This window comes from Actimicrobium sp. CCI2.3, assembly GCF_035019065.1.
GTDB lineage: Bacteria > Pseudomonadota > Gammaproteobacteria > Burkholderiales > Burkholderiaceae_D > Actimicrobium.
On the sequence record NZ_JASJWR010000015.1, the window covers coordinates 35444 to 61015 of the forward strand.

At 60.1% G+C, this 25572-nt stretch carries 21 protein-coding genes; 11 read left to right on the forward strand and 10 right to left on the reverse strand.

Annotated elements, in window-relative coordinates; translation table 11 throughout:
- The first annotated feature begins 143 nt into the window (after positions 1 to 143).
- The 7 genes from QN370_RS10220 to QN370_RS10250 all read left to right on the forward strand — a co-directional run bounded on the left by QN370_RS10220 (position 144) and on the right by QN370_RS10250 (position 8857).
- Positions 144 to 410 carry a hypothetical protein gene (locus QN370_RS10220; protein ID WP_323581717.1) on the forward strand — a complete coding sequence of 89 codons (267 nt, stop codon included), beginning with the start codon at positions 144 to 146 and terminating at the stop codon, positions 408 to 410.
- Positions 410 to 1804 (forward strand): ethanolamine ammonia-lyase subunit EutB, encoded by a 1395-nt coding sequence (locus QN370_RS10225; protein WP_322125941.1) that lies wholly within the window; start codon positions 410 to 412, stop codon positions 1802 to 1804. The genes QN370_RS10220 and QN370_RS10225 overlap by 1 nt, the downstream gene beginning before the upstream one ends.
- The gene (eutC, locus tag QN370_RS10230) at positions 1801 to 2580 is read left to right on the forward strand and encodes an ethanolamine ammonia-lyase subunit EutC (protein WP_322125942.1); all 780 of its coding nucleotides are present in this window, start codon (positions 1801 to 1803) and stop codon (positions 2578 to 2580) included. The genes QN370_RS10225 and eutC overlap by 4 nt, the downstream gene beginning before the upstream one ends.
- Before the next feature lie 300 nt (positions 2581 to 2880).
- Positions 2881 to 3957: a TadE/TadG family type IV pilus assembly protein gene (locus QN370_RS10235; RefSeq protein WP_322125943.1), complete on the forward strand. Its 1077-nt coding sequence runs from the start codon at positions 2881 to 2883 to the stop codon at positions 3955 to 3957.
- Between the two features lie 15 nt (positions 3958 to 3972).
- Entirely contained in the window at positions 3973 to 4143 is a 171-nt protein-coding gene (locus QN370_RS10240; RefSeq protein ID WP_322125944.1) for a hypothetical protein, read from the forward strand.
- Complete coding sequence (locus QN370_RS10245; protein ID WP_322125945.1) at positions 4140 to 8579, forward strand: RHS repeat-associated core domain-containing protein; 4440 nt, start codon at positions 4140 to 4142, stop codon at positions 8577 to 8579. The genes QN370_RS10240 and QN370_RS10245 overlap by 4 nt, the downstream gene beginning before the upstream one ends.
- Positions 8579 to 8857, forward strand: a complete 279-nt coding sequence (locus QN370_RS10250; protein WP_322125946.1) for a hypothetical protein — start codon at positions 8579 to 8581, stop codon at positions 8855 to 8857. Before QN370_RS10245 ends, QN370_RS10250 begins: the two co-directional genes overlap by 1 nt.
- Before the next feature lie 285 nt (positions 8858 to 9142).
- On the opposite strand, the gene ampC is transcribed toward QN370_RS10250, so the two are convergent.
- The 6 genes from ampC to QN370_RS10280 all read right to left on the reverse strand — a co-directional run bounded on the left by ampC (position 9143) and on the right by QN370_RS10280 (position 15413).
- Positions 9143 to 10309, reverse strand: coding sequence for a class C beta-lactamase (gene ampC / locus QN370_RS10255; protein ID WP_322125947.1), 1167 nt, complete (start codon positions 10307 to 10309; stop codon positions 9143 to 9145).
- A 104-nt stretch (positions 10310 to 10413) separates the two neighbouring features.
- Positions 10414 to 10614, reverse strand: coding sequence for a hypothetical protein (locus tag QN370_RS10260; RefSeq protein ID WP_322125948.1), 201 nt, complete (start codon positions 10612 to 10614; stop codon positions 10414 to 10416).
- 505 nt (positions 10615 to 11119) lie between these two features.
- Positions 11120 to 12256: a sn-glycerol-3-phosphate ABC transporter ATP-binding protein UgpC gene (locus QN370_RS10265; RefSeq protein ID WP_322125949.1), complete on the reverse strand. Its 1137-nt coding sequence runs from the start codon at positions 12254 to 12256 to the stop codon at positions 11120 to 11122.
- 8 nt (positions 12257 to 12264) lie between these two features.
- On the reverse strand, positions 12265 to 13134 hold the full coding sequence (locus QN370_RS10270) for a carbohydrate ABC transporter permease (RefSeq protein ID WP_322125950.1): 870 nt from the start codon (positions 13132 to 13134) through the stop codon (positions 12265 to 12267).
- Entirely contained in the window at positions 13124 to 14065 is a 942-nt protein-coding gene (locus tag QN370_RS10275) for a sugar ABC transporter permease (RefSeq protein WP_322125951.1), read from the reverse strand. The genes QN370_RS10270 and QN370_RS10275 overlap by 11 nt, the downstream gene beginning before the upstream one ends.
- A 94-nt stretch (positions 14066 to 14159) precedes the next feature.
- Complete coding sequence (locus tag QN370_RS10280; RefSeq protein ID WP_322125952.1) at positions 14160 to 15413, reverse strand: ABC transporter substrate-binding protein; 1254 nt, start codon at positions 15411 to 15413, stop codon at positions 14160 to 14162.
- 246 nt (positions 15414 to 15659) lie between these two features.
- On the opposite strand from QN370_RS10280, the gene zwf reads away from it, so the two are divergent.
- The 3 genes from zwf to QN370_RS10295 are packed head-to-tail and all read left to right on the forward strand — an operon-like array spanning position 15660 to position 19781.
- Positions 15660 to 17117, forward strand: coding sequence for a glucose-6-phosphate dehydrogenase (gene zwf / locus QN370_RS10285; RefSeq protein ID WP_322125953.1), 1458 nt, complete (start codon positions 15660 to 15662; stop codon positions 17115 to 17117).
- Entirely contained in the window at positions 17117 to 17875 is a 759-nt protein-coding gene (gene pgl / locus QN370_RS10290; protein WP_322125954.1) for a 6-phosphogluconolactonase, read from the forward strand. The genes zwf and pgl overlap by 1 nt, the downstream gene beginning before the upstream one ends.
- On the forward strand, positions 17853 to 19781 hold the full coding sequence (locus QN370_RS10295) for a glucokinase (protein WP_322125955.1): 1929 nt from the start codon (positions 17853 to 17855) through the stop codon (positions 19779 to 19781). Before pgl ends, QN370_RS10295 begins: the two co-directional genes overlap by 23 nt.
- A gap of 3 nt (positions 19782 to 19784) precedes the next feature.
- On the opposite strand, the gene QN370_RS10300 is transcribed toward QN370_RS10295, so the two are convergent.
- On the reverse strand, positions 19785 to 20915 hold the full coding sequence (locus QN370_RS10300; protein WP_322125956.1) for an ankyrin repeat domain-containing protein: 1131 nt from the start codon (positions 20913 to 20915) through the stop codon (positions 19785 to 19787).
- Positions 20899 to 21309 (reverse strand): hypothetical protein, encoded by a 411-nt coding sequence (locus QN370_RS10305; protein ID WP_322125957.1) that lies wholly within the window; start codon positions 21307 to 21309, stop codon positions 20899 to 20901. Before QN370_RS10305 ends, QN370_RS10300 begins: the two co-directional genes overlap by 17 nt.
- A gap of 65 nt (positions 21310 to 21374) precedes the next feature.
- On the opposite strand from QN370_RS10305, the gene QN370_RS10310 reads away from it, so the two are divergent.
- Entirely contained in the window at positions 21375 to 22976 is a 1602-nt protein-coding gene (locus QN370_RS10310; RefSeq protein WP_322125958.1) for a methyl-accepting chemotaxis protein, read from the forward strand.
- A 123-nt stretch (positions 22977 to 23099) separates the two neighbouring features.
- Here QN370_RS10310 and QN370_RS10315 read toward each other — a convergent pair whose 3' ends face one another.
- Positions 23100 to 23777, reverse strand: a complete 678-nt coding sequence (locus tag QN370_RS10315; protein WP_322125959.1) for a hypothetical protein — start codon at positions 23775 to 23777, stop codon at positions 23100 to 23102.
- Between the two features lie 414 nt (positions 23778 to 24191).
- Complete coding sequence (locus tag QN370_RS10320; protein ID WP_322125960.1) at positions 24192 to 25466, reverse strand: carbohydrate porin; 1275 nt, start codon at positions 25464 to 25466, stop codon at positions 24192 to 24194.
- Between the last annotated feature and the right edge of the window lie 106 nt (positions 25467 to 25572).

The following is a 25572-nucleotide window of genomic DNA, read 5'->3' on the forward strand; positions in this document are numbered from 1 at the left end:
GTGGGTGCTTTCGGTTGACTAGTTTATGAGACAGGGTAAAGGGTTCGTGTTTTCTTCTGAATAGGACAGCATCTGAATCGGATGTAGGACGGCGCGAAGCACGCGGGTCTTCGGCCACCACCAATCAAATCCGCCATGACACGATGACGCTGCGGCCATCGGCCGGTATAGTCAAGGTCGCGCACGCACCTTGCCCGTCAGCCGGCAGGCAAGGTGTCGCTGCCGATTACCGCACAGGACCCGTCATGAACGACATTGCCGCAGCAAGCAGCCACCACGTCCTCAAACCGGTACCGGGTACGTTGCAGTTATTGGGTATGGCGGTCGGTTTCGTGATCTCCGGCGGGCCGTTCGCCTACCGCAAACGGACATCCGGGCCTAGCGGCGGCGATCTGGCCGGAGAGTACTGATGGCGCACACCCATCGCTACTCGCACAGCGCTGGCAGCGTCACGGCCAGCTTTCGCGACCTCAAGGACCTGATGGCCAAGGCGACACCGGCACGTTCCGGCGACACGCTCGCTGGGGTCGCCGCCGGCAGCGCCGAAGAGCGCGTGCTGGCACAGATGGCGCTGGCCGATTTGCCGCTCTCGACCTTCCTCAACGAGGTGCTGATTCCTTACGAAGATGATGCGGTTACGCGCCTGATCATCGACAGCCATGACGTGGTGGCCTTTGCGCCGGTCAGCCATCTGACGGTTGGCGACTTGCGTAACTGGCTGCTGGGCGATGCCGCCGACAGCGTCACGCTGGCCGCACTGGCCCCCGGCATCACGCCCGAAATGGCGGCTGCGGTGTCGAAGCTGATGCGCAATCAGGACTTGATCCTGGTCGCGCAAAAGTGCCGTGTCGTGACGGCCTTTCGCAACACGCTCGGCTTGCCCGGCCGGCTATCGACGCGCCTGCAACCGAACCATCCGACCGACGACGCCAGCGGCATCGCTGCCAGCCTGCTCGACGGCCTGCTGTACGGCAGCGGCGATGCGGTCATCGGCATCAACCCGGCGTCCGACAACGTGCCGCAAGTGATCCGGCTGGTGACCATGATGGACGAGATCATCCGGCAGTACGCGATCCCGACCCAGTCCTGCGTGCTCACGCATGTGACCAACACGCTCGCCGCCATCGAGCGCGGCGCACCGGTCGATCTGGTATTCCAGTCGATCGCCGGGACCGAAGCGGCCAATCACAGCTTCGGTATCACGCTCGACTTGTTGGCCGAGGCACGCAGTGCCGCGCTGTCGCTGCAACGCGGGAGCGTCGGCGACAACGTCATGTATTTCGAGACCGGGCAGGGCAGTGCGTTATCGGCCGGTGCGCATCACGGCATCGACCAGCAAACTTGCGAAGCGCGCGCTTATGGAGTCGCGCGTCACTTCAAGCCGCTGCTGGTCAACAGCGTGGTCGGTTTCATCGGTCCCGAATATCTGTATGACGGCAAGCAGATCATCCGCGCCGGACTGGAAGACCACTTCTGCGCCAAGCTGCTCGGGTTGCCGATGGGCTGCGATGTCTGCTATACCAATCACGCCGAAGCGGACCAGAACGACATGGATGTGCTGCTGACCTTGCTCGGCGTCGCCGGCTGTAACTTCGTCATGGGGATACCCGGCTCCGACGACATCATGCTCAACTACCAGAGCACGTCGTTTCATGATGCGCTGTACTTGCGCCGCACGCAGGGATTGCTGCCGGCACCCGAATTCGCCGTCTGGCTGGAGCACATGCAGATCACCCGCGACGGCCAGCCGTTAGCAACGCTTCCTGCGGCATTCGGGCAGGCGCTGGCCAGACTGACGCGATGAGCGACCGCGCCGATCTCGTGATTGCCAATCCGTGGCAAGCGCTGCGCCAGTTCACCGATGCCCGTATCGCGCTGGGCAGAGTTGGCGCAAGCCTGCCGACCAACGCCCATCTGGCTTTCCAGCTCGCCCATGCGCAGGCGCGCGACGCCGTCCATCTGGCACTGGATGCACCCCGGCTGGCGCAGGACATCGGTCAGCCCTGCCTGCGATTGCACAGTGCGGCGGCCGATCGCATCACGTATTTGCAGCGCCCGGACCTGGGCCGCCAGCTCGATGCCGCTTCGCGCGCCTTGCTCGCGCCGGGACCGTATGACCTCGCGTTCGTGATCGCCGATGGCTTGTCAGCACACGCGATCATGCAGAACGCCGCACCGTTTCTTGCGCTGGTACTCGCGCAGACCGCCGCCGAAAACTGGTCGGTCGCGCCGCTGTGCCTGGTCGAACAGGGCCGCGTAGCCATCGGTGACGAAATCGCCGAACGGCTGGGCGCGCAGATGGTGGTCGTGCTGATTGGCGAACGGCCCGGGCTGAGTGCGCCGGACAGCATGGGCTTGTATCTGACCTGGCAGCCCCATGTGGGACTGACCGATGCGAGTCGCAATTGCATTTCAAACGTCCGGCCAGCTGGCTTGCGCCATGCCGAGGCAGCGGACAAGTTGCACTATCTGCTGAAGGAAGCCTTCCGGCGAAGGCTGACGGGCGTCGCCTTGAAAGACGAAACCGGTGCTGCTGTCGCGCTGCCGGGAACACGTTCGACGAACTTCCTGATCGGCTAGCATAAGCGCTAGAGTTCCTGGACAGTATCGTAGGGTGCAATAACCGAAGGGCATTGCACCGAATGCACCGCTTGCGGTTGATAAAACCGTATGCGCTCCGCCGCTCCCGGCTTGTCGTGGCGGAGTGATAACCGATCAGGTAACAGCACTGCGTGGGCACAATACGGGCGCGGAACCTTAGCGTTGACGAGGCAGGCACACAACATCTTGCAGCAGTTTTTATCCCAAGCAATCAGCGCCAATGGTGGCCAGGACTAACGCTACCGGAAGTCATTGTGCGGACACTGGATGACGTGGCAAATGGAGCTTTCTGTCCATGCGTCGAGTGCGTCGTCTGCCATGCCCTTTTCTTTTTGTTCTGCTTCCCACCAGCACCAGCGCGGCCTGTCGATGGTCGAGTTCACCGTGATCGGGCCGCTGATCACCTTGCTTGGTCTGGCTATCCTGCAATACGGCATGGTGTATTTCGCCCGCAACCAGATGCACCATGCGGCCTTCATGGCCGCGCGTGCCGGCAGCATGCAGCACGCCGATCTGAGCCTTGTCCGTCGCGCGTATGCGCAGGCGATGGTGCCGTTGTACGGTGGCGGCACCAACGCTGACCAGCTCGCTGCCGCGCTCGCCAAAGCCAACGGTGACGTCGATGCCAATGTCCGCATCACGCTGCAAAACCCGACCCGCGAGAGCTTCGCCGACTGGCATGACGATCGCCTTGCCGGGTCCAATCCGAACGGCAAGCGCGTCATTCCCAACAGTGGTCAGGCCTTCAAGGGCGCAGCCATCGGCAGCGCTTCCGGCCAGAGCATTCAGGATGCCAACCTCATCAAGTTGCAGATCACGCATGGCTATTTGCCAACCATCCCGCTGGTGCGCTCGCTCTATGCGGCGTATCTGGCCGTGCAGGATCCCGGTACCGACACCTTTGCCAGCCAGCTGATCGCCGCGGGCCGTATCCCGATGGTCAGCCAGATCACTCTGCAGATGCAATCCGATGCGTTCGAGCAGGACCCGGTTTCGTTGCCCGGTGCCGGCAACAACGGCCGTCCGGTCGATCCGGCCGCGCCGCCCACCAACTCGCCACCGGATTGTCCGGCTGCCGGCTGCACTAGCGTCACGCCGGGAACCGGCACTGGCAGCGGTGGGGGCGTTGACTGTACCGATGCGCATTGCCCGGTACGTGATTGCCCGGTCGCGACCCGCACGACCTTGCCGGCCGACGTGCTGTTTGCCTTCGGCAGCAGCAACTTGTCCGCGGCTGGCATGGCCAGTCTCGATGCGCTGGTGGTCTATGCCCGCGATGCCGGCGTCAGCGCGATTAATGTGCTCGGCTATACCGACCAGATCGGTTCGGATCGGATCAATCAGGCGCTGTCGTAAGACCGTGCCGATGCGGTGCGCAGGTATTTTCTGGTGCACGGACTGGCTGGCGTTGCCATCAAGGCGGTGGGCCTTGGAGCCAGTAACCCGGTCACCGATCCGACCCGTTGCGCCGGCATGGTGTTGGCGGCGCAGCAAGACTGCTTGAAAGCGAACCGCCGTGTCGTCGTGGAGTTTCCGCAATGAAGCGCATTACTGCCATTCTCTTGCTGCTGTGCGTCGTGTTCTCCGGTGCTGTTCATGCCGCACCCGCCAGCCCCCAATGCACCAACCTCGCCGGCACCACCGGCGACCCCGGCACAGGCTGCGCCGGCAATCCGATCAACCTCACCACCGGCAACAAGTTCCAGCGCGAAGTCGACATGCCGGCCTTGCCCGGCGTGCTCGGTCTTGAACTGGTCCGTTATTACAACAGCGATTTCAGCAGCCCGCGCATCCCCAACGGCATCCTCGGTCGCGGCTGGAAACTGTCGTATGAAACCGAGCTGTACGTCGCTGGCAAGACGCTGCAGATCATCCTGGCCGACGGCACCCACCTGACCTTCAGCCGCGACCCGCTCGACCCGAGCCGCTGCAGCACCGGCAATCCGGCGCATGGCACCGTCGTCATCCGGCGCGGCGCGCGCGGTAACGACTATCTGTGGACGCAAGTTGATGGCCGTCAGCTCACCTTCACGGCGCGCGGACGGCTGGAAATGATCCGGGTTCCCGGCGGGCAGTTTGTCAGCATGACCCACGACGACGACGGCCTGCTGCAAACGGTGACGGACCCGCAAGGGCGGCAATTGCGGCTGGGGTATCCCGACCGGCAAACGCTGCGCAAGGATGGACGTCGATTCCGCGGAGTACAGACCATCGTCAGCCCGGTCGGTACCTTCGCCTATGGCTACGGCAGCGCACTGCCGGCGGGAGCCACCGTCGATCCTTCCGTCACGTTGGCCAATCTCACTGGCGTCACCGGTCCCGACCACCAACGCTTCTATCACTACGAAGACCCGCAGCATCCGACCCTGCTGACCGGCATCAGCATCGGCGGCGAACGGTTCTCGACCTATGCCTACAACGCCGACGGCAAGGCCATCCTGAGCACCCATGCCAGCGACGTCGACAAGGTCACGCTCGACTACCGCAGCAGCACAGAAACGGTCTTGACCAACAGCCTCGGCCAGGTCACCACCTACCGTCACGCGGTCGTCGGCGACCGGCATCAGGTGCTGGAAGTGCGCGGTCCGGGCTGCCGCCTTTGCAGCGAAGGCAACGTGCGTTATGCCACCAACGCGCTTGGCCAGCTGACCGAGACGACGCGCCTCAATGCCGCCGGCCAGCCGCTGTCCGGCGTGCGCCTGACGCTAGACCATGTCGGCCGCACGCTGGCGATCGACCGGATCTTCTACGTGAATGGCCAGCCGCAACCGGCCCAACGGCAAGCGCGGTTCCAGTACCACAGCGATAGCGGTTTCGGCCCGACGCTGGTGGCAAGACCCAGCGTGGTACCGGGGCAGGAAGTCGTCACGCAACTCCGCTACAACGCCGCCGGCCAGCCGCTTGCCGTGACTGAAACCGGTTGGGAACCCGGATCTCCTGCCACGGCGATCAGTCGCACGACCAGTTATCGCTACACCACCATCAATGGCAGCAGCCTGCTCACCACCATCGATGGTCCGTTGCCGAATGGTCCCACCGGCAGCCCGGCCGATTCGGATGTCACGCAACTGCGCTATGACGCGCGCGGCGATTTTCTGATCGAGACGATCGCACCGGGCAATCGCCGTACCACTCTCCAGAACGCTGCCACCGGCTATCCCGATCAGGTCACCGTCAGCGATGGGTTCCATCGGCCCGTCGTCACCAGTTTCGCCCGCAATGCCCGCGGCCAGCTGACCCGACTGACGCAATTCCTGCATCCCGCGCCGCAGCGCTGGTTCGACGCGGCCGTGTCGCCGGTCGCGCTCGTCACGCAGATCAGCTACAACGCGGCCGGGCTGCCGCAACGGCTAATCCGCCCCGATGGTTCCTGGATCGACGCCTTGCAGGATGCCGCCGGTCGCCAGCGCGGACTGCGCGATCAGGACGGCAACACCGCCAGCGAAGTCAGCGATACCGAAAGCCAGTTGCTGCAAACGCGCTTGCACACCACCGCCACCGACATCGTCAGCAGCTACCGCTACGACGACCAGCATCGCCTCGCACAACTGACCGATCCCGCACAGGCGGTCACGCAATTCGCCTATGACACGGTCACCGGCCAGCTGGCCAGCCACACCGATGCACTCGGTCGCCGCACGGCGTATCAGGTCGATGCAGCCGGCCGGATCGCGGCGGTGCTGCAGAACGCTGAAGGATCCACACCAGCGGTGACCCGCCCAGGTTACTTGCCCGGCACGTCGCTGGTCGACCGGCTCACCGACGCGAACGGCGCAACCACTCAGCGCATCGTCGATGATTTCGGCCGCACGGTACGCGTCGACAGTCCTGACAGCGGCATCCGCACCGCCCGTTACGACGCCGCCGACCAACTGATTCTGCGTATCGACGCCAACGGCAACCCGACCCGCTACCAGTACGATGCCGCCGGTCGGCTCATCCTGCAGGTCAGCACCGGGTCTGCCGGAGTCGTGCGTACCGAATACCGTTATCGTGGCGACCGCCTGATAGAGATCGCCCATCCGCAGCAAAGCACCCGGTTCCAGCATGACGACAATGGCCGCGTCACCGGTCGCACCGACTGGCTCACGCGCGAGGGCGCTGCGCCACTGCGGTTTAGCACCAGCTATCACTACGACAGCCTCAACCGTCTCGACCGCGCGACGCTGCCATCGGGCGAAACGCTGGCGCTGACGTTTGACCACGCCAGCCGTCCGCAACGCCTCGACCTCGTCAGTGCCGATGGTCGCCGGACGCGCGCATTGGTTACCGGTATCGGCCTCAACCCGTTCACCGGGCTGACCGGTTTTACGCACGGCAACGGCGTGATGACGCGCTACCAGAGCGCCCCGGCGACTGGTCAGCGCACCGGCGTGACGGTAGCCGGCACGCATCCGCTGTATGCGCAGCAGGTGCGCTACGACCGCGTCGGCCGGATCACCGGCATCACACGCAGCACACGCAGCACACCGGGCGAAGCGATACAGGACGACGAACGTTACGGTTACGACGCCCTTGATCGGTTGTCCCGGGTCGGTACCCCGCACGAAAATGTCAGCTGGACTTACGATACCGTCGGCAACCGCCTCACCGGCGCGGACCGGCAAACGCTCGCCTACCAGCCCGCGAGCAACCGTCTCGCGTCGATTCGCGATGGCGACCGGAACACCCGTTACGCCTACGACGCCGCCGGCAATCCGTTGACCATCGGTTTGCAGCACCTGCGCTATGACGTCACCGGACGCTTGCGTGATGTGGGTACGGCTACCGGACCGGTGGCCCGCTACGCCTACAACGCCACCGGCGAGCGCGTCAGCAAGACCACGTTCGATGCCCACGGCAAAGCGCGCACCACCTACTTCCTCTATCAGGGCAACCAGCTCGCCAGCGAGATCGACGACAGCGGCCGCGTCACAACGCACTTCGTCTACCTGAACCAGATGCCGGTCGCGCAACTGGCTTACGCCCCCGCCCCGACCGGAGTACTGCCCACATTGCGTGGCTGGATCGGCTGGCACGATGAGGCCACCGACAGCCAGCTGTACGCGCTCCACACCGACCATCTCGGCATTCCGCAACTGGCCACTGACGAACGCCAGCAGGTCGTCTGGAAAGCTCGCTACAGCGCCTTCGGACAAGCCACCATCACGACGCAAAAAATCACGCTGAACCTGCGCTTGCCAGGCCATTACGCCGATGCCGAAACCGGCCGTCACTACAACATGTTCAGGGACTACGACCCGGCTACCGGACGCTATCTGCAATCCGACCCGATCGGGCTGGATGGCGGTTTCAACACGTACGGCTACGTCAACGGCAACCCGCTAGGCGCGATCGATCCGCTCGGACTGGCAGCGCAATGCCCGGCCAGCTGCACTCCCGCACAAAGTTCGGCGGCGTTGCGCGAACTCTCGAGGCAAGCACGTGTCGATGGCGATGTTGATGCGGCGTATTCGTACCTGCGCCGTGCGCTCGACGTGCAAAATGCGGTGGCAGCCTGTACGCTACAGGGAACCGCAGCCGGGATGTCGGATGAGGATGCGGCCATTCTTGGCGGGATGGTGTTGAATCCGTCGGGGACGACGCCGGTCGGGATGGCGGGGAGTGCGGGGGGTGGTGAAAGGCGCAATGGTGGGATTACGAATGGGGTGGCTAGCAGGTTAAAAAGTGTAGGGGCCACAGAATATGAGCCCACTGGGTTCTTAGGTAAAAGCGGCTTTGAAATGAAGAACGCGCCATGGCAGAAGGTGCGAAATGAACCAGCGGTGATTGGAAATCGAAAGTTCTCTGGACATGCGCTTGATCAGATGCAGAATCGAGGACTAATGCCATCGGTAATTGAAAATGCGCTTACCAACGGAATAACCTTTCCGACAAGGGTGGGAACTACCGGATTTTACGATGCAACAAATAACGTGCGGGTTATTATAAATTCAGGAACAGGTCGCGTAGTAACAGCAATCAAAGGAGCTCCATAATGAACGAGATAGCCTATCGTGCACGATCACTACATCAACAAATTCACGAGGTGCTTCAAAAGGAATGGGATCCGATCGGGATACAGTCTATTGATGACGCCGAAGACGAATACGATGCCTATGTTCCTACTATTTATTCAATGCTGATTGCTCGTAAGCCTATTAGTACGGTGCTTGAGTACCTGCTTTGGCTCGAGACTGAACATATGGGACTTACGGCTGATCGTCAGCGAACACAGGACATTGCTGAAAAAATTGTTGGTCTTGTTAAATCGTAGGGTGCAATAACCGAAGGGCATTGCACCAGTTGCCCAAGCGAAGAACCGTCAAGCCTAAAGTGGTCAAGTAAATTAAGACACAGCGATAGGTTTTTTGCTGCCATGTTTCGCTAAATACTTTCAGGGGTTACGACCCAGCCACCGGACGCTATCTGTAATTCGACCTGCTCCGACTGGCAAAGCAATGTCCTACCAGTTACACCCCGGCGATAAGTTCGGCGGTGAGCGAACTGTCGGCGCGGCGTATGATCCGACAGCAACCAGTACCGTTAGTCTCGTTGAGAATCACTCCGCAAATGGCACCCCCGCCAACCCCTCCATCACCCGATACCCCACCTCCACCCGCGCCGCCACCGGATAATTCTTATTCGCCAGCATCACAATCCCGATCTTCGCAGCCGGTATAAAGGCCACGTACGCAGCAAACCCGTTCGTCGATCCGGTCTTGTTAATCCAGCTTGCTGCCTGAGGTGGCAGCGGCGGATCGATGGCAGTAGCGCTCACTGATTCGTAAGCCATTGCATTTGAATTTCCCGCCAGCAGCGTCTTCAGCGCAACCGGATACGCGTACTGTTCCCAGACCAAATCCTGCGTAAGCGCACCGGCCTTGAAATAGCCGATGTGTGTGCGCGCCAGCGCGCGCTGCAATGCCGTGTCGGTCACGCCAGTCTGCAGGTTGGCGTCGATAAACCGCAGCATGTCGGCGCTGGTCGATTTCACGCCGTAGGCTTCTGCATCCAGCATGCCCGGTGAAACACGGATCGGTGCGTCCTGTTTCGTATAGCCCTGCGCGTAATCCGGCAGGCGTGCGGCGGGTACGTCGAGAAAGCTGTGCGTCATGCCCAGCAGCGGAAACAGTCGCGTTTGCAGCGCATCAGCGAACGACATGTCCATGCTCTTCGCCGCAATCATGCCAAGCAGGCCGATACCGGGATTCGAGTACTCCCGATACGTTCCTGCAGCATGGGCCGGTTGCCAGTTCCTGAAATACGTCATCAGCTGATCGGTCGTGGCGATTGCGTCAGGTACTTGCAGCGGCAGACCGCCGGAGGTGTGGGTGGCGAGGTCGAGCAGGCGGATCTTGTCGAAGGCACTTCCGCGCAGTGACGGGTAGTACTTGCTGGCGCTATCGGACAACGCAAGATGGCCCTGATCTTCGGCATACGCCGCCAGCGTCGCCGTCAGCGTCTTGCTGATCGAGCCGATCTCGAACAGCGTGTCGCCGGTGACAGGCCGCTGCGTCTGCCGCGATGCGATGCCGTAATTGAAAAAATAGTGTCGCCCGGCGATGGTCACGCCAACCGCCATGCCGGGAATATCGTACTGCTGCATCACTGGCGTGATCGCGCGGTCGATGTGCGATTGCAGCGCCGCAGGCGGTGCATCGGCGATGGCATTGCCAGCGCTGGCCAGCAACAGAGGGCAAACGGAAAACAGAGTCAGCAGGCGCATGGGACGGGAACTTTCGATACATGGCATCCGCTACGGGCATGCACTGAAGTGACGCCGGACCATTCCGGCAGGCGTCACCCTAGCATGCCTCCCAATCGATCCCCTCAAGCAATCCGCTCCTCACGCACCGGATCAAACAACACCGCCTTCGACAAATCAAACGCCAGCGTGATCTCCCCGCCTGGCACTCCACCTGCGCGCGGATGGGTGCGGCAGGTGGCGCGGGTCTGGTTGAACCAGGCGAAGACCATGGTGTCCGGCCCGGTCGGTTCGACCATTTCCGCCGTGCAGTCGTAGGGTGCCATAACCTAAGGGCATTGCACGGGTTGCTCAAGCGACGAGCCGTCAAGCCCTTCGAGAGTCCCTCTGGCTAGATGCAATCAATAACTGCAACAGAGATGCGCTAGTTGAGAATTTTTTGTTAAGAAATGATCCTGAAAATTGGTAGTCGTGGATACTTACTAATAAGTCGACTTGATAACTTGTGAGGCTGATATGGGGAATTTTTTTAAAGATCTGATCAAAAGTGTTTTTAGGGATATTTTTAAACTTTTCATTGCATTCGCTATGGGTACAGGAGCTAGTGGCATTGTTTGTTGGTACTACAACTTCCCTTTGGGTTTTTCTATTTTAGGAGGGATCGTTGTGTTGGGCCTGGCCCTGGCACTGGTTTCCGATTCGACGTTTTCTTGATGCCATAGAAACTGTAAATATCGACCAGGGACTCAGGTAGTACAGGGCATTGCACCACTTTCCAAGCGAAGAACTTCGAAACCCTCGCGGCCGTCCCCGCCGCACGCCATGCCCCCATCAGGCAATCCGCTCCTCACTCACCGGATCAAACAACACCGCCTTCGACAAATCAAACGCCAGCGTGATCACTCCGCGTGGCATCGCCCCGGCGCGTGGATGGGTGCGGCAGGTGGCGCGGGTCTGGTTGAACCAGACGAAGACCATGGTGTCCGGTCCGGTCGGCTCGACCATCTCGACCGTACAGCTGACTTCGGTCGGACAGTACGCGTTGCTGGCCAGGTTGTTGCGGGCGCTATCGGCATCGGTGATGTGTTCAGGACGGATGCCTAGAATAACTTCCTGGCCAATACGGGCGGTCAGTCCGGACGATTGCAGCAGGCTGTCCGGCAAGGGTAGCGCAGTGATGGTGCCGTCATGCTCGAGTTCAAAGGCCGCACCGCCACCCTGCGTGGTCAGTTTGCCGCGCAGGAAGTTCATCGATGGCGAGCCGATGAAGCCGGCCACGAACAGGTTGTGCGGCTGGTCGTAAATCTCTTGCGGGCTGCCGTACTGCTGGACTACGCCATCCTTCATCACGGCGATGCGGTCGCCCAGCGTCATTGCTTCGATCTGATCATGCGTGACGTAGACGATGGTGGTGCCCAGACGCTGGTGCATCAGCTTGATTTCGGCGCGCATCTCGACGCGCAATTTGGCATCGAGATTCGACAGCGGTTCGTCGAACAAGAACAGCGCTGGGTCACGTGCAATGGCGCGGCCCATCGCCACGCGCTGGCGCTGGCCGCCCGACAACAAGGCTGGTTTGCGATCCAGCAAATGCGTCATCTGCAGGGTTTCGGCGACGCGCTCGACGATCTTTTTCTGCTCGTCTTTTGGCACCTTGCGGATACCCAGGCCGAACGAAATATTCTCGCGCACCGTCATGGTCGGATACAGCGCATACGACTGGAACACCATCGCGATATCGCGCGACTTCGGCGGGACATCATTGACCACCTTGTTGGCAATCAGGATTTCGCCTTCGGAAACGCTTTCCAGACCGGCGATCATGTTGAGCAGCGTCGACTTGCCACAGCCGGAACCACCGACCAGGATGACAAACTGGCCATCCTCAATATCGAGGTTGATACCCTTCAATACTTCAGCGCCATTCGGATACACCTTGCGCACATTGCGAATCGATAAACTGGCCATGTTGTCCCTTAACCTTTGACTGCGCCGGCCGTCAGGCCGCGCACGAAATATTTACCGGCGATCAGATAGATCACCAGGGTTGGCAGCGCAGCGATGATGGCTGCCGCCATATTGACGTTGTGTTCCTGTATCCCGGTCGAGGTATTGACCAGATTGTTCAGTGCCACCGTGACCGGCTGCGCATCCGACCCGCCGAACACCACGCCGAACAGGAAGTCGTTCCAGATCTGCGTGAATTGCCAGATAAAGCAGACCATGAAAATCGGCAGCGACAGCGGAAAAATGATGCGGCGGTAAATCATGAAGAATCCCGCGCCATCGATGCGCGCCGCCTTGACCAGTTCTTCCGGTACCGACACGTAGTAATTGCGGAAGAACAGCGTCGTGAATGCCACGCCGTAAATGATGTGGACCATCACCAGCCCCATCGTCGTATTCGACAAACCGAAGAGGCCGAGCAGGCGTGCCATCGGCAGGATCACCACCTGAAACGGAATGAAGCAACCGACCATCAGCGCCGTGAATACGATCTCCGAATAGCGGAAGCGCCAGTGCGCCAGCACATAGCCGTTGAGCGAGCCGATCAGTGTTGATAGCAGGACGGCGGGCACCACCATCCGCACCGAATTCCAGAAAAACGGCTGCAGGCCTTCGCAGCGCACGCCGGTGCAGGCACCGCTCCAGGCTTTGGCCCAGGCTGCGCCGGACGGCGACATCGGCAGGTCGAGTAAATTGCCGCTGCGGATTTCAGCGAGTGATTTCACTGAGGTGGTCAGCATCACATACAGCGGAATCAGGTAATACAGCGCCACGAGGACGAGCAGCACGTAGATCACGAGGCGGCCGATGCCGGGAAACCCTTTTTGTTCAGCGTGCATGGCGTGCTCCTTTGGTTTCCATGTACATCAGCGGTACCAGCACAGCCAGTACGGTGGCCAGCATCATCATCGCCGAAGCCGCACCGAGACCCAGCTGGCCGCGCGTAAACGAAAACTGATACATGAAGATCGCCGGTACATCCGACGCATTGCCGGGACCGCCGGAAGTCAGTGCCATGACCAGGTCGAAGCTCTTGATGGCGATGTGCGCGAGTACCAGCAACACGCTGAAAAACACCGGCCGCAAGGCCGGGATCACGATGCGCAGGTAGATCGTCGGCAAGCTCGCACCATCGACCATCGCCGCCTTGATGATGCTGTCATCGACACCGCGCAGGCCCGCCAGAAACAGCGCCATCACGAAGCCCGACGACTGCCAGACGCCGGCAATGACGATGGTGTAAATCGCCATCTCGGAGTTGACCAGCCAGTCGAACGTAAAGTTGGTGAAGCCCCAGTCGCGGACCATTTTTTCGAGGCCGAGGCCGGGGTTCAGAATCCATTTCCAGGCGGTACCGGTGACGATGAACGACAGCGCCATCGGGTACATGTAGATCGCGCGCAAGGCTCCTTCGGCGCGGATTTTCTGGTCCAGCAGGACGGCCATGCCCAGACCGATAGCCAGACAGAACACGATGAACAGGCCGCCGAAAATACCGAGGTTGGCCGCCGACACCCACCAGCGATCGATCTCGAACAGCGCGACGTACTGGTCGAAGCCGGCGTACTCGAAGTTGGGCATCAGGCGCGATTCGGTCAGCGACAGATATCCGGTCAGGAAAATGAAGCCGTAGACAAACACCAGTGAGGCCAGCACGGTCGGCCCCAGAACGAGTCGCGGCAACCACGCATCGGCAATGACCGCAAGGCGGCTGCTACCGCTGCGGCGGGGTCGGGAGGGCGCTTGCCTGAGCGCGGCGGTGGTGGTCATAGAGGCTCCTGCATGGTGGTGTCTGGTAAAAATGGGGAAATCCGTGGAAATGCTTGCCAGCGCGGACACGACCTCATCGTGCCCGCAGCGGGTGTTACCTTGTTTTAGCAGCTTTGGCCAGCGCGGCCACGGCGTCTTGCGAGCTCATGGTCGAATTCATGAAACGGGCAATCACGTCGGTGATCGCGCCTTGCTTGGCAGCGTTCACGGCCATGCCATGCGCGATGCTCGGTACCAGTCCACCGGCCTTGTTGGCGGTGTCCAGATCCGCCATCGATTTGACCGCACAGGTATCGAACTTGGCCGGCGAGACACCGGCACGGGCCGGGATCGAACCCTTGTTCAGGTTGAAGACTTCCTGGAACTCCGGGCTCATGATCGTGCTGGCCAAGACCAGCTGGGCCTTCTGGGTCGCCGGATCATTGACCTTGAACATTGCCAGCGAGTCGATATTGAAGGTGAAGGCTTTCTCGGTACCCGGTGCAGCGACACAGAGGTAATCTTTGCCAGCAACCTTGCCCGCCGCGGTGAATTCGCCTTTGGCCCAGTCCCCCATGAACTGCATGCCAGCCTGGCCGTTGATGATCATCGCGGTGGCCAGATTCCAGTCGCGGCCCGGGGAATTCTTGTCGATATAGGTCTTGATCTTGCCGAGCGTGTCGAAGGTCTTGATCATGGTCGGGCCGGTCAGTGCTGCCTGATCCATATTGACCAGCGCCTTCTTGTAGAAATCGGCTCCGCCGACGCCAAGCGCAACGGATTCGAATACGGTGGCATCCTGCCAGGGCTGACCACCGTGAGCGACGGCGATCAAGCCGGCGGCCTTGATCTTGTCGGCAGCAACAAAGAATTCATCGAAGTTGGTCGGTGTCGTGGCACCGGCTTTTTTGAGCACTTCCGGATTGATCCAGAGCCAGTTGACCCGATGCACGTTAATCGGCGCAGCAACATAATGACCTTTATATTTCATCACATCGGAGACGACTTTCGGCAGCAAGGCATCCCATTTTTCGTTGACGGCGACGGCATCAATATTGGCCAGCACGTTTTCACGGCCCCACTCCTGGATCGATGGTCCCTTGATCTGCGCAGCGGTCGGGGAGCTGCCGGCGATGACGCGGGCTTTCAGTGCGGTCGTGGCGTTTTCACCGCCGCCGCCAGCTACGGCAAAATCTTTCCAGCTGATGCCTTTGGCCTCCATCATTTTTTTCAGTTCGGCGACTGACTTGGCTTCGCCGCCGGACGTCCAGTAATGGAGTACTTCGACTTCGGCAGCCTGCACGACGGTGGTGGCGGACAATAAGGCGGTGGCAGCAAAAAGGGATGTGACGAGGTGGTTCAGTTTCATGCAGTGTCTCCTGGGTGATGATGCAAATGCGGTCTGAATGCCGCTATCCTGAAAGCCTGGAATTACATTTCTACTGGTTATGGCAAATTATGGTGATGTGGTTTTAAGCTAGTAAAACTACAGGGCTTATTGAATTTTATTTCAAACTGGGCCGCAAAGACCTGGTTGTGCCTTGTAATTGTAGTAATGCTACATTAAGATTGCAATATAAGTTTTTATTTATTACAGCAAACTGGAGCCGAACTGATGCAAAACGATCCTGCCTTTACCTTTATCTTGTTTGGTGGCACCGGCGACTTGTCGATGCGCAAGTTGTTGCCGGCGCTGTTGACTGCGCATCGCGGCGGCAAGTTGCATGCCGACGGCAAGATCCTGTGCGTGGCGCAGCAACAGATGGATCGCGCCACCTTCATCGACAGTGTGCGTGAGCGCGTCGGTGCGCACGCGCCGGCACAAGACGCGGTCTGGGAGGGCTTTCTTGACCGGCTCGATTACCTCGTCATGGATGCCTTCGATGCCACTTCTTACCAGCTACTGGCAGAGCGCCTGCAGCAAGCCAGCGGCGTGCGGGTGTTCTATCTGGCTACCGCACCGGCACTGTTTGAACCCATTTGCGTCCATCTTGCCGCCAGCGGCATTGATCTGACGCATGCCCGTGTAGTGCTTGAAAAACCGCTTGGCACCGATCTGGCGTCCTCGCGCATGATCAACGATGCGGTTGCCCGCGTGTTCACCGAAAACCAGACCTACCGGATCGATCACTATCTCGGCAAGGAATCGGTCCAGAACCTGATGGCGCTGCGCTTCGCCAATTCGCTGTTTGAACCGCTGTGGCGGCGCGAGTCGATCGCCCACGTACAACTGACGATTGCCGAAGAACTTGGTGTCGAAGAGCGTGGCGGGTTTTACGATGACACCGGCGCACTGCGCGACATGGTGCAAAACCATTTGCTGCAATTACTGTGCATCGTCGCGATGGAGCCGCCGACGTCATTTGATGCCGATGCGGTGCGCGATGAAAAGCTGCGTGTGTTGCGCGCGCTCAAGCCGCTCTCGGCCATCGATGTCGAGCAAAAGGCGGTGCGTGGACAATACGGTTCCGGTGCGATCCGGGGCAATGCAGTCCGGGCCTATGTGGACGAAGCCGGCATCGATGCCGGTTCCTGCGCCGAAACCTTTGTCGCGCTCCAGGCCGAAATCAACAACTGGCGCTGGGCCGGTGTGCCGTTCTTTTTGCGGACAGGCAAACGGCTACCACAGCGCATGGCGGAAATCGTCATCACATTCCGGCCGGTACCGCATGCCATCCTGCCCGTGCCAGCCGGCCTTGCCAGCGAAGAATCGAACCGGCTGGTCATCAAGTTGCAACCGGACGAATCGATCCAGTTGCACTGCCTCGGCAAGCAGCCCGGCGATGGCATGCACCTGCAACCGGTGGTGCTGGACCTTGCACTGGACAAGGCCTCGACGCGCCCGCGCGCCGAAGCGTACGAACGCCTGTTGCTCGACGCGATTCGCGGCAATCTCGCGCTGTTCGTGCGGCGCGATGAACAGGAAGCCGCCTGGAAATGGGTCGAACCCTTGCTCACCGCGTGGGACAACAGCAGCCAGCCGCCGAAGTCGTATGCGGCCGGCACCTGGGGGCCGGCGTCGTCGAGTGCTTTGCTCTATCGTGCCGGCTTTGCCTGGCCGGAGGAACGCTAATGACCGTGCAATTCCATTTTTTTGAAGAAGCGGGCGTTGCCGCGCAGGCTTTGGCTGATGCAGTCCGTGGCGATCTGCAGCAGGCGCTGGAGAGTGCACCGCGCGCGCTGCTGCTGGTGTCTGGCGGGCGCAGTCCGTTGCCGCTGTTTGCGCTGCTGGCCAGCCAGCCATTGCCGTGGGCGCAGATTGATGTGTCGCTAGTCGATGAACGCTGCGTGCCGCTGGCCGATGCGGATTCCAACTCGGCACTGGTGGCGCGCCATTTGCTGGTCGGGTCGGCTGCGGCTGCACGCTGGGTGCCGCTAGTCGATGAGGCACTGGCCAGCCACGCCAGCGATGAATGGGCGGTGGCGCAGCAGGCGGGCATGGCGGCGAATCACAACGCGGCGCTGGCGCAAGCGGCAGTGGTCATTCTTGGCCTTGGCAACGACGGTCATACTGCTTCGCTATTCGTCGATGCCCCGCAGTGGGACGAGGCGCGTCAGACCAGCGCACGTTATGTCGCCTTGCAACCGCAAGCCGCGCCGCATGCGCGCGTCGGCCTGTCGTTGCAGGCACTCATTGGCCAGCGTCATTGTTATGTCTGGTCCTGCGGGGCCGACAAGCTGGCCACTCTCGAACGTCTCGTCGCGCTGGTGCGTGATGCGCCTACTCAACCCACCGATCACCTTACCGACCACCTTGCCGACGCAGGCCCGCTTGCCCTGCTGATCGCTCATCCGAAAGTGACCCTTCATGTCTTCCACAGTGCCCGCTAATTCCCGTGATGCGCAAAGCGCGCTCTATCTTGACGGTCCGCGACTGCTGGCCGATATCGGCGGCACCAATGCCCGCTTCGCGCTGGAACGGGCACCTGGCCAGATCGAGGCGATCCGCGTGTTGCGTTGCGCCGACCATGCCGAATTTGTCATCGCCGTGGAGTCCTATCTCGTCGAAGTTGGCCAGCCCGTGGTGCGCCATGCCGCGATCGCGATTGCCAATCCGGTACAGGGTGACGAGATCAAGATGACCAATCACCACTGGGCTTTTTCGATCGACTCGACGCGCCGCCGGCTCAACTTCGACACGCTGTTGATCGTCAATGATTTCACTGCGCTGGCAATGTCGCTGCCGCATCTGGAACCTACCCATCTGGCTCAGGTCGGACCGGGCGAAAGCCGGCCGGGCGGCGTGATTGGTCTGGTTGGCGCTGGCACCGGACTGGGCGTTGGCGGCCTCATCCCGACGGCCGGACGCTGGATCGCGCTGGGCAGCGAAGGCGGTCATGTGACTTTTTCACCGGCCGACGAGCGCGAGATCGCCGTGTTGCAGTATTGCTGGAAGACCTGGCCGCACGTCTCTGCCGAACGGCTGGTTTCCGGCCCCGGCATCGAACTGATCTATCAGGCATTGGCTGCGCGCAGCGGCATTGCTGCTGATCAACTCGCTACGCCGGAAATTATCCAGCGCGCGCTTGCCGGCTCCGACCCGTTGTGCATCGACGTGGTCGACTGTTTTTGCGGCATGCTCGGTACCGTCGCGTCCAATGTTGCCGTCACACTGGGTACGCTGGGTGGCATCTACATCGGCGGGGGCGTGGTGCCGCACCTGGGCGAGTATTTTGCGCGCTCGTCGTTTCGCCGTCGCTTCGAGGACAAGGGCCGTTTCGGCGACTACCTCGGCAATATCCCGACCTTTGTCATTACCGCGCCGTATCCGGCCTTTGTCGGTGTGGCCGCGATCCTGTCCGAGCACCTCGGTGGTGGCAATGCAATCCCTATCCTCGAACGTATCCGCAAGTCGCGCTCGAGTTTTTCGCCGGCCGAGCAAAAAGTCGCCAGCCTGATCCTCGCCCATCCGCGTGCCGTGATGAACGAACCGATCTCGGAAATCGCCCGGCGTGCCGAAGTCAGTCAGCCGACCGTGATTCGCTTTTGCCGCTCGCTGGGTTGCCAGGGCCTGGCGGATTTCAAGCTCAAGCTGGCCTCCGGCGTGACGGGCACCGTGCCCGTGGCGCACAGCCAGGTACATGTCGGCGATTCATCGCTGGACCTTGGCGTGAAGGTCGTCGACAACACGATCACGGCGATGCTCGAAGTGCGCGACAACCTCAATGCGGAGTCCCTGAGCGCCGTCATCGAAGCCCTCAGCCAGGCTAGCCGGATCGAATTTTACGGCTTTGGTAGCTGCGGACTGGTGGCCGAGGATGCACAGCAAAAGTTTTTCCGGCTCGGTATCCCGACCTCGGCGTCGACCGATCCGCAAGTCCAGGAAGTTTCGGCCGCCATGCTGGGACCACGCGACGTGGCGGTGATTATTTCCAATTCGGGAAAATTGCGCCATCTCGCCGCCGCCGTCGAAGCGGCGATGGCCAGCGGTGCGACCGTGATTGCGCTGGCACCGGCCAATTCGCAACTGGCAAGGCGGGCGCATCTGACGCTGGCGGTCGAACATGACGAAGGCAGTGCCGCGCATATCCCGATGGTCTCGCGCATCCTGCTGTTGGTGCTGATCGACATGCTGGCCGTCGGCGTGTCATTGAACCGCACCAGCCCGTTTGCAGAATTGCAGCGTCAGGCCAAACGCGGCATCCTCAACCACATTGCCTCGTCGACCAACCACGAACTGGATCGACTCAATGAAGACGGCGGTCCGATCGGGCCGGTGATTTCGCATACGGTGTAAGGCTTAGTGACGCAGGTTGGCGGCAAGGCCGAGTATTTGCTCCGGGATGCCGCTGGCCAGCGCATGGTCTTGCAACAAGGTCGCCATGCGGCCGTCGCCGGTACGCATCTCGTGCGCCAGCGCCATGCTGTACGGTGTGTCGCCAGCGTGAATGCCATCGATGACATTGGCTCCGCTTTCCAGCAGTACTTCGGCCGCCGCCAGGCTATTGGCGTGGACGGCCAGATGCAGTGCCGTGTAATTGCCATCGCCGGTGTCGTCGATATCGGCGTCGCTATCGGCGAGCAGCAGGCGAATCGCTTCAGCGTGACCGTTGTAAGCAGCCAGCATCAGCGGGGTGATGCCGCCCTGGCTGGTCGGCGGGTGCTCGGGCAATCCGGCGGCGCGCCAGCTGCGGATCAGGTGCAGCTGATTGGTACTGGCGGCACGATGCAGCATCGTGAGACCATCGCTGCCTTCCTTGAGCGGATTGGCACCGGCGAGGAGCAACGCGCGTGCCGCTTCGTCGCCTTCAACGGTGGCATTGCGCCAGGCCACTTCCAGCGGCAGGGCACCGCTGAAATGGGGATGGTCGGGATCGGCCCCGAGCGCCACCATCGTTGCTATACGAGAACTCACCGAGATGAATTCGCTGGCTGGGTAGTCGATCCCGCTGCGCGATGCAGCGGGTTTGTTGATGACCTCGAGCAGCATGCTGGCCTGAGTCGTGGTCAACAGCGGGTTATTGAGGTTGATGATCTGATGCCGTGCCAAGGTCATGACGGCAGCGAATTTTGATGCCTGTCCGTCGATGAGCGCCCGCGCGAACAAGCGCCCCGTGTCATCGTGATTCTGTGTCGGTGGTCCCAGTCGCGCTAGTGCGTTTTGAATGTCGTGGGCTACAGCGGCGCTGTAGCCGGTCCGGGAAGCCGGTGCCGGCAAGCCATAGGCTGCAACCAGTCTGGTGGTCGGGCTGCGCCAGTCACAGCAGAACCGGGCACGGGCCGCGTTCTGCCCCGTTGCCGGTGGTCGACCGTTGGCGGTCGCTGCTGCTGTTGCTGTCAGCTGCGCAGAGGCGGGTGTTGCTGTGGTGGCAGCAGATCTGCTGGCCGACCGTGGACGAGTGGATTGAGATCGATCAATTTGTGGAAGCACACAACACCTCTTTCAGTGGTGGCCGGCCCATGCCGGAACTGATCGTGAGTGCGCTATTTTGGTAATCGGTTCCGTACTGCCCTGATGCTGTTTTCAATTTCACTGACGCGAGACCCTGATTCGTTCGTGCCGGCGCACTCTTGCCTCGTCTTGAATCACGCTGCTCCTGCATCCGTTGCGAGACCGACAATGCGTGCCATAGTTGCTTGTCAATAATGACAGTGTCTTGACCCAAGTCGACGAGCCTGTCATAAATCGCGTGTGGCAGGGCCGCCCCGTTTGGCCGTGTCGCAGTGCTTCTATCGTAGTGAACAATGACGATAAAAATTCTTCCCTGTTGTGACAAGTGCATAGGGTAAGCTCGTTCGCGGGCGAAATTTTCAGATCGTTTCATCGGCCTCGGGCGGGCCATCGTTATGTGAACAAATCAAAAACATAAATTGAAGCGGAGAGCACGCGATGATATTCAGTAAATTGAAAATTGGTATGCGGCTGGCGGCTGGGTTCGGGATCATGATGGCGCTGATGCTGGCGATTCTGCTGGTCAGCGTAAGCCGCTTCCTCGCGTTTTCCGCAGACAACAGGCAAATTATCGAACAAGACTGGGTCATGGCTTCCGCTGCCAACGCCGTCGACACCGCGGCCAGGGATGACGTGCGCCGCACGCTGGCGTTGTTCATCAGCGACCGCGACCAGCGCGCCGTCAGTTACGCCCGCATCGACAGCAACAAGAAGGTGATCGATGCGGCCTTGATCAGCCTCGAAAAACTGATTACCGGTGCGCAAGAGAAAGACCTGCTCAAGACAATCCAGTCCGCCCGCGCCACCTATTCGGTGTCGTTCCTGAAGGTGGCGGACCTAGTCGAAGAAGACCGTCGCGATGACGCTGCAAAATTGATGACTACGGAAACCTTCGTTACGCTCGACCATCTACTCGATCAGATTCATACGCTGGTCAATTTGCAATCCAAACAAGTAGAAATGAGCGCCACCCGCGTGCAGCAGGAGGTTACTGCATCGTTACGCATGACCATCATTCTCGGTATCGTTGCGCTGTTGACCGCAATCGGTTGCGCTGTCGGGATAACACGCTCAATAACCAGACCGCTGATTCAAGCAGTTGGTATCGCCCGCCGGGTCGCGGCAGGCGACCTCACCACCACTATTTATTCTCCTTCCGGAGATGAAACCGGGCAGCTACTCAATGCGTTGGGCGAGATGAATGAGAGCCTGATAAAAATCGTCAGTGAGGTGCGTCACGGCACCGATACCGTGGCGAGCGCCGCACAAGATATTGCCGACGGCAACCGCGAGCTATCCAGTCGCGCTGATACCCAGACTCAATCATTGGATGCCACAGCCAATTCAATGCATGAGTTGACCATGACGGTAGAACAGAATGCGGACAATGCGCTGCAGGCCAAGGCGCTGGTCGCGAGCGCATCAGTAGTGGCACTGCGCGGTGGCGAAGCCGTTCAACAGGTCGTACTGACCATGAGTTCGATCAAGGAAAGTTCGCACAAGATCGTCGATATCATTGGCGTCATCGACAGCATTGCCTTTCAGACCAATATCCTTGCCCTGAATGCCGCTGTCGAAGCCGCTCGCGCCGGCGAACAGGGCCGCGGGTTTGCAGTGGTCGCTACGGAAGTGCGTAATCTGGCTCAGCGATCGGCTAGTGCGGCACGTGAAATCAAGAATCTGATCAGCGATTCGGTCGACAAGGTCAACACCGGCAATAGCCTCGTCAATCAAGCCGGGCAGACAATGGAAGAGATCGTCGCCTCGGTGGGCAAGGTAACCGATATCATGAGCGAAATCACCGCAGTCAGTGCCCAACAAAACAGTGGCATTGCACGCGTCAACGCGGCACTCGGCCAGATGAATTCGGTCACGCACGAAAACACAATGTTGATCGAACAGGCCGCTAATGCTGCGCTTAGCACCCAGCAACAAGCAGCCGCGCTAGCCGAAGCCGTGCAAGTGTTTCAACTGGCTGACAGCCGGCCAAATCAGAAAGCGCCAGAGCGACATCGCGCCTTGAACCTGCTCACGTCGTGATTTCGGCTACGACGAAAGGCAGAGACCGACCAGGCATGCCTGCTGTTTGGGAATAAATATCAGCGCTGGATAAATTGTCCGGCTGCCGCCGATTTCTTTTGCGAAAGCGGTGGCAGGCAATAATTAGAAGCGGTAACTGGCACCGACGCGCAATACCGGATAGAGCTTGAGGTCATTGGCCTTGTCACGCAGGCGATTATTTTCGACATCGAGGTCGTTAGAGAGCTGGTTGCAAAGACTGCTCGGTGCGGTACAACCACTGCTGGTCAGCGACGTGCTGGGCGACCCCTGGAACAGTACGCCTGCATCTGCTGAAAAGCCCCAGCCAGTCTCTTTTTGTAATGCATTGCCCCAACCGATTCCGAGGTACGGCGCGATTTTGCGGAAGTCGATCTTGCCATTGATCTGACCTGCGTCGGTAGAGGTGTAAGTATTGCCATTGAAGTTAAACGTTCCGGATGCGTTGGACCGGCCTACCGCCGTGATTTTGCTGCTGTTGTAGGTCAGGCCGCCGGTCAGGCGAAAACTGCCCGCGCTCGGAAAATAATCGACGAGTGCATCAACGGTATTGAGTTTGAGCTTGGAATCGTAGTTCACGTTGCTGGTGCTGCTGCTATACGAATAATTCAGGGTATTGAAACCAAGGCGGGCATTGAGGTTTTTCTGCAGTGGCAGACTCATGTGCAAGCCAACGCCGGTGGTGCCGAGGTCGGCCGTCAAGGCCAGATTCGTGGCACTGGCAGTGCCAGAGGCGAGTAATACAGCAGTCAAACTGACGGCGACGAATGCTGGCTTCATCATGAATTTCTCCCGGGAGGGTGTTTGGTAGTGATGGTTCCATTCTCTATTGACGCACATTTAGGAATGGAATCTTTTTGTAGCCATGATGATAGCGAGGCGATCGTCCCGGAGAAAGGATTTCGAGCCGGTTTTGGGTAGATGCGACACTTTTTCTTTAAGGTAAAATTTTCTTGACAGGAGAGGGCTGCATTTGCTGGATTGGCTTCATTCCATTCGCAGCCCGTCCTTGCCGTCAACCTTTGACGCCGTCAGCGGTCACCCCGAAATCAGCCATGTCGTGTGGGTGCATCGTCTTCTTGAAACGACATGCTGCGATGGCACTGAGACATGCCTGATGGTGGCTTTGGACGCACTGATGGCAGTCCGGAATGCAAAAAAGCCGCAGCGCATCGACGCTGCGGCTCCCTGATCAGCTTACCACCAGGTTTCGACCTGGAAGCCCACCGTGCTGCCATTGGTGGTGGCACCGAAGACACCGGTACGGGATAGTGACGAACCGACGTTCGCTGCAGTCTGTGCGGCATCATTCCATTTCGCATACGTGTAGAACGCACGCAGCGCCGGACGGGACCAGAAACCGTTGCCTGCGGTCAGTTGCGGAGCGATGGTCAGCTTGGTCAGCTTGCGGGTGGCCTGGCCATCCGGCTTGACCTGGTCGTAGCCGAGCTCGGTGGCGAGGCTCATGTTGTCGGCAAAATGATAGACCGGACGCACACCTGCCGAGATCCATGTCTTGTCGCCGGTGGAGGTTTCGGCTTTTTCGTAGACGAAGGTGCCCATGCCCGACCATTTGGTGCCGGCTGGCTGGAACATGATCTGTTCGGTGATGCGGGTGACTTTGTCATCCTTGTTGGCACCGAAGTTGACGCCGCCCGTGCCAGCGCCGCTGCCCGTGCCGTGCTGCAGCGCGAGCTTGTTGTAGCCGCCGAACAGGCCGGTCTGGGTGTGCAGCAGCGTGAGCAGGTTGCCGCTCGGTGTGGATGCGGACACCACGCCGCCGGGCGTGGACATGGTGGCACCGGCTGCATCGCGTTTTTGCATGAATTCGACACCGACGGTCAGTGCGCCATCCTTGTTGGTCTTGATTTCCGAGAAACGAATATCGTGGGTCAGAACCGTGCGCTTGTCGTCGTTGGCAGTCGGCGAGCTCTCGTTGGTGTAGGCATTGCGGACAATCGCGTAAGCCAGCTTGGCACCGCCAAGGTCGATGTTTTCGAGGCCGGCACCCGGACCGCTGTTATCCCAATAGTAGTAGTCGGTGATATGCACGTCCTGGCGGTCATAAAAGCGCTTGCCGACCCAGGCCTTGGCTTTCGAGAATGCCCCCGTGCCGATGTTCTCGGCGATGGCATTGGCTTCGCGCCATGCCGGGCTGTATTGCTCGAAATCCTTGTTTTGCTGCAGCACAAACGCCAGCCGGGTATTGATGCGGATGTTGAATCCGTTTTCACCCTTGAAGGCTTCGCCGCCGAAAGCGAGCTCGCCGTAAGTTTCGCACTCGTTGCCCAGACGATATTTGGAACCGGCTCCTGCCAGTCCGAAGCAGGCTTCCTTGCCGCCCTCGCTGCTGGTGCCAAAACCGGAACGGAAATAGCCGCCAAAATCAATTGGCAATGCGGCGGCTTGTGCCAGCGATACGGTCAGTGCCAAAGCAGCTGCGACCGGCAAGGTCTTCAAAATGCGTGTCATCTCGTCTCCAGATTGGTTTTGTTTTTAAACATGTGGCGATGCGGTGCATCACCGTGTGAACCGGTATCAGTCCGGATTCTTGTTGTGAGATCTTCGTCGGTAGCAT